Annotated in this window: 11 protein-coding genes; 1 reads left to right on the top strand and 10 read right to left on the bottom strand. The window is 57.1% G+C overall.

What is annotated here, in order from left to right; all coding sequences use genetic code 11:
• Positions 1-12 precede the first annotated feature (12 nt).
• From odhB to sdhC, 6 genes are all read right to left on the bottom strand, one after another.
• Positions 13-1242, bottom strand: a complete 1230-nt coding sequence (gene odhB / locus JSY17_RS17130) for a 2-oxoglutarate dehydrogenase complex dihydrolipoyllysine-residue succinyltransferase (RefSeq protein ID WP_206402512.1) — start codon at positions 1240-1242, stop codon at positions 13-15.
• 41 nt (positions 1243-1283) lie between these two features.
• A complete protein-coding gene (locus JSY17_RS17135) occupies positions 1284-4115 on the bottom strand; it encodes a 2-oxoglutarate dehydrogenase E1 component (protein WP_117164260.1) in 2832 nt (943 codons plus the stop codon).
• A 259-nt stretch (positions 4116-4374) separates the two neighbouring features.
• The gene (locus tag JSY17_RS17140; RefSeq protein ID WP_117164259.1) at positions 4375-5079 is read right to left on the bottom strand and encodes a succinate dehydrogenase iron-sulfur subunit; all 705 of its coding nucleotides are present in this window, start codon (positions 5077-5079) and stop codon (positions 4375-4377) included.
• An 11-nt stretch (positions 5080-5090) separates the two neighbouring features.
• Entirely contained in the window at positions 5091-6863 is a 1773-nt protein-coding gene (sdhA, locus tag JSY17_RS17145; protein WP_117164258.1) for a succinate dehydrogenase flavoprotein subunit, read from the bottom strand.
• 3 nt (positions 6864-6866) lie between these two features.
• Positions 6867-7235, bottom strand: coding sequence for a succinate dehydrogenase, hydrophobic membrane anchor protein (gene sdhD, locus JSY17_RS17150; RefSeq protein ID WP_117164257.1), 369 nt, complete (start codon positions 7233-7235; stop codon positions 6867-6869).
• Positions 7229-7603, bottom strand: coding sequence for a succinate dehydrogenase, cytochrome b556 subunit (gene sdhC, locus JSY17_RS17155; protein ID WP_025260636.1), 375 nt, complete (start codon positions 7601-7603; stop codon positions 7229-7231). The genes sdhD and sdhC overlap by 7 nt, the downstream gene beginning before the upstream one ends.
• 365 nt (positions 7604-7968) lie before the next feature.
• Here sdhC and gltA point away from each other — a divergent pair, with 365 nt between their 5' ends.
• A complete protein-coding gene (gene gltA / locus JSY17_RS17160) occupies positions 7969-9258 on the top strand; it encodes a citrate synthase (RefSeq protein WP_025260637.1) in 1290 nt (429 codons plus the stop codon).
• A 64-nt stretch (positions 9259-9322) separates the two neighbouring features.
• Here the strand turns inward: gltA and JSY17_RS17165 are convergent, their stop codons facing one another.
• From JSY17_RS17165 to JSY17_RS17180, 4 genes are all read right to left on the bottom strand, one after another.
• The gene (locus JSY17_RS17165; RefSeq protein WP_117182475.1) at positions 9323-9928 is read right to left on the bottom strand and encodes an START domain-containing protein; all 606 of its coding nucleotides are present in this window, start codon (positions 9926-9928) and stop codon (positions 9323-9325) included.
• A 60-nt stretch (positions 9929-9988) separates the two neighbouring features.
• Entirely contained in the window at positions 9989-10246 is a 258-nt protein-coding gene (locus JSY17_RS17170; protein WP_117182473.1) for a YkgJ family cysteine cluster protein, read from the bottom strand.
• A 90-nt stretch (positions 10247-10336) separates the two neighbouring features.
• Positions 10337-11029: a translation initiation factor 2 gene (locus JSY17_RS17175; protein ID WP_232849517.1), complete on the bottom strand. Its 693-nt coding sequence runs from the start codon at positions 11027-11029 to the stop codon at positions 10337-10339.
• Positions 11030-11105: 76 nt separating this feature from the next.
• Positions 11106-12545, bottom strand: coding sequence for an aminotransferase-like domain-containing protein (locus tag JSY17_RS17180; RefSeq protein ID WP_117182472.1), 1440 nt, complete (start codon positions 12543-12545; stop codon positions 11106-11108).
• Positions 12546-12710: the final 165 nt, after the last annotated feature.

Here is a 12710-nt window from a genome sequence, read left to right on the forward strand (position 1 = left end):
GAGGCTGCGCCATCAAATATCCAGCAGCAGACGAGCCGGATCTTCCAGCAGGTTCTTGATGGTAACGAGGAAGGTTACCGCTTCTTTACCGTCGATCAAACGGTGATCGTACGACAGAGCCAGATACATCATCGGACGAATCACGACCTGACCATTGACCGCCATAGGACGCTGCAGAATGTTGTGCATGCCCAGAATTGCGGCTTGTGGCGGGTTCACGATCGGCGTCGACATCATCGAACCGAAGGTACCACCGTTGGTGATGGTGAAGGTACCGCCGGTCATCTCGTCCAGGGACAGCTTGCCGTCACGAGCCTTCTTGCCGAAGGTGGCGATGCCGCCTTCGATTTCAGCCAGGCTCATCAGCTCGGCGTTACGCAGAACCGGTACGACCAGGCCACGATCGCTGGAAACGGCAACACCGATGTCGGAGTAACCGTGGTAAACGATGTCGTTGCCGTCGATCGAAGCGTTGACTGCCGGGAAGCGCTTCAGCGCTTCGGTAGCGGCCTTGACGAAGAACGACATGAAGCCCAGGCGCACGCCATTGTGGGACTTCTCGAACAGATCCTTGTACTTGGCACGCAGCGCCATGACTTCGGTCATGTCCACTTCGTTGAACGTGGTCAGCATCGCCATGTTCGACTGAGCTTCGACCAGACGCTTGGCAACGGTGGCACGTACGCGAGTCATCGGTACACGCTTCTCGACGCGATCGCCGGCAGCCAGTACAGGAGCGGCAGGTGCCGCGGCAGCAGGCTTGGCAGCAGGAGCAGCAGCCGGTGCGGATTTCTTGGCTTCTACAGCGGCAACCACGTCTTCCTTGGTTACGCGACCGTCCTTGCCAGTGCCTTTGACGCTGGCCAGGTTGATGCCGTTTTCTTCAGCCAGCTTGCGAGCGGCAGGAGCTGCGATTGCATCTTCGTCAGCAGCCGATGCAGCAGCCTGGGCCGGTGCAGCAGCAGGTGCCGCGGCAGCAGGCGCAGGAGCGGCAGATGCGGTAGCGCCGGCATCCAGAGTTGCAACCACTTCGTTGGACAGGACGATGTCGCCCTCGCCTTTCACGATCGATGCCAGCACGCCGTCTGCTTCGGCCAGGACTTCAAGTACAACCTTGTCAGTCTCGATATCGACCAGCAGCTCGTCACGTTTTACCGCTTCGCCCGGTTGCTTGTGCCACTTGGAAATGGTGCCGTCGGCAACGGATTCCGGGAAAGAGGGGGCTTTGATCTCGATAGCCATTATCTGTAATTCCTTAATTCGGTTTCTAATGCTCGAAGGCGTTAAACAGTGAAGGCATCTTGCAGGAGTTTTTCCTGCTGCTCGGCATGCATCGAAGCATAACCACAGGCTGGAGCGGCAGAAGCGTCACGACCGGCATACTCGAGAACGAGGCTGCGGTTATGGTTGCTCATGCTGCGACGCAAGTGGTGTTGACTGCTGTACCAGGCACCCTGGTTCATCGGCTCTTCCTGACACCACACTACATTCTGCAGGTTGGTGTAAGGCGCGATCGCTTCCATGAGATCATCTTCAGGGAACGGATACAGCTGTTCGATACGTACGATTGCGATGTCTTCGCGGCCTTCGGCACGGCGTTTTTCCAGCAGGTCGTAGTAGACCTTGCCGCCACACAGAACCAGACGGGTCACCTTGGCCGGATCGAGAGCATCGACTTCCGGGATCACGGTCTGGAACGAGCCTTCGGCCAGTTCTTCCAGAGTCGAGACCGCCAGTTTGTGGCGCAGCAGCGACTTCGGCGTCAGCACGATCAGCGGCTTGCGCAGCGGACGAATGACCTGACGACGCAACAGGTGGTAGATCTGCGCCGGAGTAGTCGGGACACATACCTGGATGTTGTGCTCGGCACACAGTTGCAGATAACGCTCGAGACGTGCCGACGAGTGCTCAGGCCCCTGCCCTTCATAACCGTGAGGCAGCAGCATGGTCAGACCGCACAGACGGCCCCACTTGTGCTCGCCGCTGGTGATGAACTGGTCGATGACCACTTGCGCGCCGTTGGCGAAGTCGCCGAACTGGGCTTCCCAGATGACCAGAGCGTTAGGCTCGGTGGTCGAGTAGCCGTATTCGTAAGCCAGTACCGCTTCTTCGGAGAGGAACGAGTCGTACAGGTCGAAACGCGGCTGACCGGCGAACAGGTTCTTCAGAGGAATGTAGGTACTTGCGTCTTTCTGGTTGTGCAGCACGGCATGACGGTGCGAGAACGTACCGCGACCGATGTCCTGACCCGTCATGCGGATCGGGTGACCTTCGAAAGCCAGGGTCGCGTACGCCATGGTTTCGGCGTAACCCCAGTTGATCGGCAGGCCGCCGGCTTGCATCTTCTGACGGTCTTCGTAGATCTTCTGGACCTGACGCTGAACGACGAAGCCTTCTGGCAGCTCCATCAGCTTGGCAGACAGTTCCTGCAAGGTCTTGAGGTCGAAACGGGTGTCGTGACGCGCAGTCCAGGCATGGCCCAGATAAGGACGCCAGTCGACGAACAGCTCCTTGTTCGGCTCCTTGACCAGACTCTTCACAACATGCAGACCGTTATCCAGCGCATTGCGATAATCATCGACCTTGGCCTGGACACGCTCTTCAGTGAGAACACCGGCCTTGATCAACTGCTCGGCGTACAACTCACGGGTCGTGCGCTGCTTGGTGATCTGCTGGTACATCAAAGGCTGGGTGCCGCTAGGCTCGTCCGCTTCGTTGTGACCGCGACGACGGTAGCAGACCAGATCGATCACGATGTCACGCTTGAACTGCATGCGGTAATCGATAGCCAGCTGGGTCACGAACACCACGGCTTCCGGGTCATCGCCATTCACATGGAGAATCGGAGCCTGGATCATCTTGGCAACGTCGGTCGCGTACTCGGTGGAACGCGAGTCCAGCGGGTTGCTGATGGTGAAACCAACCTGGTTGTTGATAACGATATGGATGGTACCGCCAGTCTTGAAGCCGCGGGTCTGCGACATCTGGAAGGTTTCCATGACCACGCCCTGACCTGCGAACGCAGCGTCACCGTGGAGGGAAATCGGCAGAACCTTGTCACCGTTCGGATCGTTGCGACGATCCTGACGCGCACGCACGGACCCCTCGACCACCGGAGAAACGATTTCCAGGTGAGACGGGTTGAATGCCATGGCCAGGTGGACTTCACCACCTGCGGTCATTACGTTGGAAGAGAAACCCTGGTGATATTTGACGTCACCGGAGCCCAGCTCCACTTTCTTCTTGCCTTCGAACTCGTCGAACAGCTCGCGCGGGTTCTTGCCGAAGGTGTTGACCAGCACGTTCAGACGGCCACGGTGGGCCATGCCGATCACGACTTCCTTGGTACCGTAGGAACCGGAGCGCTGAATCAGTTCGTCCAGCATCGGAATCAGGCTTTCGCCGCCTTCCAGACCAAAGCGTTTGGTGCCCGGGTATTTGGTACCCAGGTATTTTTCCAGACCTTCAGCTGCCGTGACACGCTCAAGCAGGTGGCTCTGGATTTCAGCAGAGAACGCAGGACGGCCACGTACGCTTTCAAGACGCTGCATGAACCAGTTGCGCTGCTCGGAATCAACGATGTGCGTGAACTCCGAACCGATGGTGCGACAATATGTCTGCTGCAACGCTTCGTGAATTTCGCGTAGGCTCGCTTCCTCTTTGCCGATGAACAGGTCGCCGGCACGGAAAGTCGTATCAAGATCGGCATTGGTCAAGCCGTAGTGATTGATCGACAGATCGGCCGGAGCAGGACGCTGCCACAGGCCCAGCGGATCGAGCTGGGCAACCTGATGGCCGCGCATACGATATGCCTGGATCAGTCGCAATACTTCAACTTGCTTCTTCTCGTGCTCGCTGCTCACGCTCCCGGCAGATACCGGCTGGGCGCGGCGCTGGTTTTTGGCCAGCAACACGAAATGATCGCGAATCGTGGAATGCGATACATCGGTGGCAGAGTTGCCGTCTGCTGGCAACTTCTGAAAGTAGGTGCGCCATTCTTCTGGCACAGCGTTAGGGTCGTGCAGGTAGAGCTCATAAAGCTCTTCCACATAGGCAGCGTTACCACCGGATAGGTGGGCACTGTTCCACATGCGCTGCATCACGCTTTCTTGCATGCTTGGTCACCCTCGGTAAGGGGACACCACCGGCGAAGACGCCATAGCAAACATGAAACAGTCGTGTGCAGCGACCATATCAAGTCACTAAGGATCACGCAGATAGCCCGGGTACCAGCCCGGATGCCCCTGCTGGTCTCATTTCTTCAAAATAAGAGCGGCAGCCTTGCGAGCCACTGCTCAGGTTAAAGCCACGACGCCGGTTGAAGCCTGCGCCGCGGCTACTTTACGTGCAACGGTGTTACGGTACAGCGATAAATCAGACGCCGCTTTGCAGAAGCATGTTGCGTACGTGACCGATTGCCTTGGTCGGGTTGAGACCTTTAGGGCAAACGTTCACGCAGTTCATGATCCCGCGGCAGCGGAACACACTGAACGGGTCATCAAGCGAAGCCAGACGCTCGGAAGTCCGGGTGTCACGGCTGTCAGCCAGGAAGCGATAGGCTTGCAGCAGAGCAGCCGGGCCCAGGAACTTGTCCGGGTTCCACCAGAAGGACGGGCAGGAAGTCGAGCAGCAAGCGCACAGAATACACTCGTACAGACCATCCAGCTTCTCGCGCTCTTCCGGGCTCTGCAGACGCTCGATGGCCGGAGCCGGAGTGTCATTCTGCAGGAAAGGCTTCACCTTCTCGTATTGCTTGTAGAAGATGCTCATATCGACTACCAAGTCACGAATAACCGGCAAACCAGGCAGTGGACGCACGACCAGCTTGTTATTCTTGACCACGGACGACAGTGGAGTGATGCAGGCAAGACCGTTCTTGCCGTTGATGTTCATGCCATCGGAACCACACACGCCTTCACGGCAGGAGCGACGGTACGAGAAACCTTCATCCTGTTCCTTGACCAGGGCCAGTACGTCAAGAACCATCAGGTCCTTGCCGCCGGTATCAACCTGGAACTCCTGCATGAACGGCGCTGCGTCCTGATCAGGGTTGTAACGATAAACACTGACTTGCAACATATCGGTCACCCTTAATAAGTCCGAACCTTGGGTTCAAAAGTCGGAACAGTTTTTGGCGAGAAGTTCACGTCACGCTTGGCTACGCGCTTTTCACCCGGGAAGTACAGGGTGTGGCACAGCCAGTTATCGTCATCGCGATCTTCAAAGTCTTCACGGGCGTGGGCGCCGCGCGATTCCTTACGATGTTCTGCTGCAATCGCCGTGGCTTCGGCAACTTCCAGCAGGTTTTGCAGTTCAAGCGCTTCGATACGGGCAGTGTTGAATGCCTGGCTCTTGTCGTTGATCTTGACGTTGGCGATGCGCTCGCGCAGACCAGCCAACTGGGCAATCCCCTTCTGCATGTATTCGCCGGTACGGAATACACCGAAGTAGTTCTGCATGCAGCTTTGCAGCTCTTTACGCAGCGAAGCGACGTCTTCACCGGTGGTACGCTCGTTGAGGCCGGACAGACGCGCCAGGGCAGCGTCGACATCGGACTCGGAGGCACGACGGTAGTCGACACCTTCACGCAGGCTCTGCTCCAGGTGCAGACCGGCAGCGCGACCGAAGACCACCAGGTCGAGCAGCGAGTTACCGCCCAGACGGTTGGCGCCATGCACGGATACGCAAGCCACTTCACCTACAGCGAACAGACCCGGAACGATCTTGTCGGCGCCGGTGGCATCCTGGGTGATCGCCTGACCATGAATGTTGGTGGCGATGCCACCCATCATGTAGTGGCAGGTCGGAACGACCGGGATCGGAGCCAGAGCAGGATCGACGTGGGCGAAAGTCTTGGACAGCTCCATGATGCCCGGCAGACGGCTGTGCAACACTTCTTCGCCCAGGTGATCGAGCTTGAGCATCACGTGATCGCCATCCGGACCACAACCGTTACCGGCGATGATCTCTTTGACCATGGAACGGGCAACAACGTCACGACCGGCAAGGTCCTTGGCGTTCGGAGCATAACGCTCCATGAAACGCTCGCCATGCTTGTTGATCAGGTAACCACCTTCACCACGGCAGCCTTCGGTGACCAGTACACCTGCGCCGGCAATACCGGTCGGGTGGAACTGCCACATTTCGATGTCCTGAACAGGAACACCGGCACGCAGGGCCATGCCCACACCGTCGCCGGTGTTGATCAGGGCGTTGGTGGTGGAAGAGTAGATACGACCTGCACCGCCGGTGGCCAGTACGGTTGCATTGGCGCGGATGTAGGAGGTTTCGCCTGTTTCGATGCAGATAGCGATGATGCCGACAAAGGCGCCATCCTGGTTCTTCACCAGATCCACTGCATAGTATTCGTTCAGGAATACGGTGCCAGCCTTCAGGTTGGCCTGATACAGGGTGTGCAGCAGAGCATGACCGGTACGGTCGGCAGCAGCACAGGTACGTGCAGCCTGACCGCCTTTACCGAAGTCCTTGGACTGACCACCGAAAGGACGCTGGTAAATGCGGCCCTGCTCGGTGCGGGAGAACGGCAAGCCCATGTGCTCGAGCTCGAAGACTGCTTCCGGACCTACGGAACACATGTATTCGATAGCGTCCTGGTCACCGATGTAGTCGGAGCCTTTGACGGTATCGTACATGTGCCAGCGCCAGTCATCGTTCGGGTCGGCCGAAGCGATGGCGCAGGTGATGCCGCCCTGTGCGGATACGGTATGCGAGCGAGTCGGGAATACCTTGGTGACAACAGCGGTCTTGTGACCACCCTGGGCCAGCTGCAAGGCAGCGCGCATGCCAGCGCCGCCGCCACCGATGATGATGGCGTCGAAGGAAAGTGTATTTGTGTTAGCCATGAATCAGATACCCCAAAGAATCTGCACGCCCCAGACGAAGTAAGCGAACATCGCAACGCCGCAGACTGCCTGGAAGAGAAAACGTACTGCAGTCGCGGACTTGCCCATCGCCATCGGCGTCAGGTAGTCGGTCGCGATGGTCCACATGCCGACCCAGGCGTGAGCGCCCAGGGCAACGAAGGCCAGCAGACTGAAGATACGCATTCCGTTGTGCGAGAACAGCTCGTGCCACTGGGCATAGGTCAGGCCAGGGTGAGCGACGAGGTAGCCGATCAGGAAAATGAAATAAGCCGCGAGGACGACCGCTGAAACGCGCTGCGCCATCCAGTCATAGAGGCCCGAACGCGACAGGTTAGTGACGTTAGTTACCATATCCATACTCCTGCCAGGATGATCACCACCACGGAGACGGCGATAACGATTTTCGAGCCCAGTTTCCCGCCTTCCAGCGTTTCACCGACACCCGCGTCCATGATCAGGTGGCGAACACCGGCCACCAGGTGATACAGCAGGGCAGACAGCAGCGCCCAGATTACAAACTTGGCCAGCGGGCTGGTCAGACACGCTTTCACTTCACCGAAGGTCTCTTCGGAAGCCAGCGACTTGTCCATTGCATAAAGCATGATTGCAATGCCGACAAAGAGGATGACACCGGAGATACGGTGAAGGATGGACGTGTAAGCAGTGACTGGGAGCTTGATGGTCCTTAGGTCTAGATTTACAGGTCGTTGGCTTTTCACGGCTTTTTTTTCACACTGAAGAGCCCCTAACAATCAGGGCAAGTTGTTGGGAAGTGCACTGGTCAGGTACCCACCACCCAGGAAGTGACAACCCCCTTTAAAACGGGCCCAAAAGCCCTTGGCGGTCGGACGCCGAGTATAGACAGTTAGGCAACTAATGACAACGCGCAGACTTGCAGCAAATAGCGGATTGCGCAGATTGAATAAAAGGCGTAAACGGCTGCAATGGCTTGAAGAAACATCAACATAAAGGCCTTGCGGAACACGACTTTAGGCAAATTGACTTTAGAATTTATCTAACTATAGTGGTGCGGGCCCTGCGTGGGGGGCCTGTCTGATGATTTGAAGCATAAATAGGAGGCCACATGGCTGACAAAAAAGCGCAGTTGATCATCGAGGGCACAGCCCCCGTCGAGCTGCCTATACTGACCGGCACCGTGGGTCCTGACGTGATCGACGTGCGCGGACTGACCGCCACCGGCCGCTTCACATTCGACCCTGGCTTCATGTCGACCGCCTCTTGCGAGTCGAAGATCACCTACATTGATGGTGACAATGGCATTCTGCTGCACCGCGGTTATCCGATCGAGCAACTGGCCGAACAGTCCGATTATCTGGAAACCTGCTACCTTCTGCTCAACGGCGAATTGCCGACCAGCGAACAGAAAGCCCAGTTCGTTGCCGTGGTCAAGAACCACACCATGGTTCACGAACAGCTGAAGAGCTTCTTCAACGGCTTCCGCCGCGACGCCCACCCGATGGCTGTCATGTGCGGCGTGGTTGGTGCCCTGTCCGCGTTCTACCACGACTCGCTGGACATCAATAACCCGCAACACCGCGAAATTTCTGCAGTGCGCCTGGTCGCCAAGATGCCGACCCTGGCAGCGATGGTTTACAAGTACTCCATGGGCCAACCCATGATGTACCCGCGTAACGACCTCAGCTACGCCGAAAACTTCCTGCACATGATGTTCAACACCCCTTGCGAGATCAAACCGATCAGCCCGGTTCTGGCCAAGGCAATGGACAAGATCTTCATCCTGCATGCCGACCACGAGCAGAACGCTTCGACCTCCACCGTGCGCATGGCCGGCTCGTCGGGTGCAAACCCGTTCGCCTGTATCGCAGCCGGTATCGCGGCACTCTGGGGCCCGGCTCACGGCGGTGCCAACGAAGCCGTACTGACCATGCTCGATGAAATCGGCGATGTCTCCAACATCGACAAGTTCATCGCCAAGGCCAAGGACAAGAACGACCCGTTCAAGCTGATGGGCTTCGGTCATCGCGTCTACAAGAACCGCGACCCACGCGCCACGGTCATGAAAAAGACCTGTGACGAAGTACTTCGCGAGCTGGGCATCACCAACGACCCGCAACTCGAACTGGCCATGCGCCTGGAAGAGATCGCCCTGACCGATCCGTACTTCATCGAGCGCTCGCTGTACCCGAACGTCGACTTCTACTCGGGCATCATCCTCAAGGCCATCGGCATTCCGACCAGCATGTTCACCGTAATCTTCGCCCTGGCGCGGACTGTCGGCTGGATCTCGCACTGGAAAGAAATGCTCTCCAGCCCGTACAAGATTGGCCGCCCACGCCAGCTGTACACCGGCAACGTGACACGCGACATCGTCCCGCTGGAAGATCGCAAGTAAGCGACCTGCCAATGAAAAGGGCTGCCAATGGCAGCCCTTTTTTATTGTGCAATCAAACGAGAATCTATTTCTGCGACCGGTCTCTAAGCGCTTTCAGGGTATTGAACGGCGCATCCACAACGAACTTGTTGGCCACCCAGGACGGCACACTGCCGCCCGGATCGGTATGCACCTGATAGGTGACTTCCGTCTGATTCGGCCCCTTGGGCACCAGCTTCCAGAAACCCTTGACCTCGGCAACACGCACAAAGCCCTTTTCTTCGGGCAGATAGTCTGGCTGCTCATCGATATGGCGCGTCAGGCTGCCATCGGCACCCTCCTCGCTGGTAATCAACAGAATCGAGTCACGAGGCGTTACAGGCCATGGCGTATTGAACCGGGTGTAGGTCCAGGCCTTGTTGCCTTCATGCTTGAGCAGCTTCTGTGACTGGCATTCATGAATCCAGGCGCAAGCCCCCACGACATCCTCTTGCAGGGCGCGCAGCCTGGCCACACTGGCATTGATGGTCGTCACACCGCGATAAGCCTTGTATTTGGAGCCCGGCACATCACTCAGAGATACCTTGATCCCCTCCTCGTCCTTGGCCACCTGCCAATCCTCAGCCTGGGCCACACCTGCCAGCAACACAGTCAACCCACAGACAACAGCCATGCGATGCAGCGTATTCATTGTTTATTCCTTGTTGTTGATATTCTGATAAAGCAATTCCGCCCAACGACACCCTTCAGTTCATGCAACCGCCGTAGCCTTTTCCCACCAGCCAATCAGACGAATAGCATCAGCCTGATCGACACCGCAAACATCTTCCGCCGCCTTGAACTGACTGCACACAGCAGGTCGCTCAGCCTTGCCAAACAGACCGCAGAGCAACTCAATGGACAAATGCAGACAACGCTCACCCGCTGGCTTGCCGTGCGGCATGCCTGGAATGGGAGAAGTAATAGACGGAGCGATGCAACACGCACCACAACCGGAGCGGCAGTCCATGACCAGGCACCTTTGCTGAATATGAAAAAAGAAGATTTTAGCGGCTAAAACGGACGTTTCAAAATGCCATATCAGATGAGAAACAGGGCCTTACTGCTTGAATTTGAAATCCAGCGCAGCCCCTTCGATATCGCGCCGACTTTCGTTGCGCATTTGCAGCTGCATTTCGTTGCTCAGCAAGCGCCCATTCAGCTCAAAAGGACTCGGATCGGACGATGAACCCTTGTTGCCAAACATCTGTGGAAGCAGAGGCTTGCGCTTGGCCGTGATGATATTGGCAGGAGGAGAAAGCTCTTTGACCATTTCCGGCGGCAGGCTCAGGTCAAGCTTGGGCTGCGGCAGTCGAACATCCTTGACCGGAGTCTTGGCCGCCTTGCTCTTTTCACGCTTGGCAGCAGCAGCGACGGCCTTCTCCTTGACGGGAGCGGCCTTGACCGCAGGGGCCTTTGCAGCGTCGGACCGGACCTGTCCAGGCTTGGATTCAGGCGTTTTAGCGCTCGAAACAGGACGCGGCGGCGTTACCTCGCCTTTACCCGCAACCACAGGAACAACCGGTACACCGGGCTTCAACTCATGCACTGGCTCGGAAGGTCTGGTCGGCACAGAATCTCCAGCGGCAGCCGCAGCTGGTTGCACAGCGGGAGCAACAGGTGCAGCCACACCTGCCTCAACCTTCGGCTTTGGAATCGGCGCGTCCTGAGAGTCACAAGCACTCAACAACACCACGACGAATAATCCGAGACAACGAAACGTATTATTCATAAAAGTAAATGGCTGAAACATAAAGATCACATGCTGTCCCTTTGAGGCACACCTGACAAGACAAGAGTTCCAGCGATCGGATAAAAAGCACAGCCGATCAATAAGCTGGCACCGTTTCCTGACACAATTGCTTGGCCAGCATCCCCAGCGTCATCAACGCACGCTCCGCCTCACGATTCCAGGGCATGCCACAGTTCAGCCGAATGCAGTGATTGAACTGTTCTGTATTACTGAAAATAAGGCCTGGCGCGATACTGATCCCCTGCTCCAGCGCCCTCACATGCAACTCCTGAGTATTGACGCGCCCCGGCAGGCTGACCCAGAGAATAAAACCACCGGCCGGACGACTCATCTGCGTCCCCTCGGGAAAGAACTGCTGCACCGCCAACTGGAAAGCACTCAGATTCTTGCGATATTCCAGGCGAATAAAACGCAAATGCCGGTCATATCCGCCGTTTTCCAGATAAGCCGCAATCGCCATCTGCGTGACGCTACAGGCCGAATGAGTGCTGAAAGTCTGCAGGCGCTGGATTTCCGCCTGATATTTCCCGGCAATCATCCAGCCGATACGCACACCTGGCGACAAAGTCTTGGAAAAACTGGAGCAATAAATCACTCGCCCCAGGCGATCGAAGGCCTTCAAGGCCTTGGTACGCCCTACTTCAAACATCAGCTCGCCATACACATCGTCTTCGACGATCTGGATATCAAAATCCGACGCCAGTCGCAGCAGGTTCTTCTGCCGCTCTTCCGGCATGGTTCCACCCAGCGGATTGCTCAAGCGCGCGGTGAGCACCAAAGCCTTGATCGACCATTGGTTGGCCGCCAGTTGCAAAGCCTCGAGGCTGATGCCCGTCGATGGGTCACTTGGAATCTCGATGACCTTGAGCCCCAGAAGATCCGCCAGTTGCAACAGACCGTAATAGGCCGGCGACTCGGCCGCGATCAGGTCGCCGGGTTGGGTCAGCACCCGCAAGGCCATTTGCAGGGCATCGACACAACCGTGGGTAATCACCACTTCATAGGGATCGACAACGACACCCGCATCGCGCATGCGGATAGCAACCTGCCTGCGCAATGGTTCGAAACCGGGGCTGAACATGTAGCTGAATGCGCGCGGGCTGTGAAAACGCGTCACCTTGGCCAGTTGCTGATGCAGGGCGCGTACCGGCAGATAATCCACATGCGGCACGGCGGCACCGAGTGCAAATACCCCTTCGCGGCGCGACTCTTCCAGCACCTGCTGGATGATGCTGCTACGGGTCACCAGACCTGGACGTTCCACCCGCGCAATATCCGGCGTCGACGCCGTCAGTGCAGGCGTCTGATGCACGTAATAGCCAGACTGAGGACGAGCCCGGATCAGACCCTGATCCTCCAGATTCGCGTAGGCCTGCAATACCGTTGCATGGCTGACATTGAGCTGCGAGCTCATTTTGCGGACCGATGGCACACGTTCGCCGGGCTGATAGACACCACGCCGGATGTCTTCCGCCAACTGCTGAGCGATGCGCTGATAAAGCAAAAGATTGGTCATGACACAGCCTCGAACCGACCCGCAATTTGTTTTTGTAGGGGAGATAATAGCCTAAAGACCGGAACAGTCAGAAAGTGTACGGGGACAGTTTATCTTCAGGCCCATCATTGTGCGCTCTGACAAAAAATATTGTCAGGCAAAGATGCCAAATTCACGGCTTTTCAA

Origin of the sequence: Pseudomonas capsici (genome assembly GCF_017165765.1) — a bacterium.
Taxonomy (GTDB): Bacteria; Pseudomonadota; Gammaproteobacteria; order Pseudomonadales; family Pseudomonadaceae; genus Aquipseudomonas; species Aquipseudomonas capsici.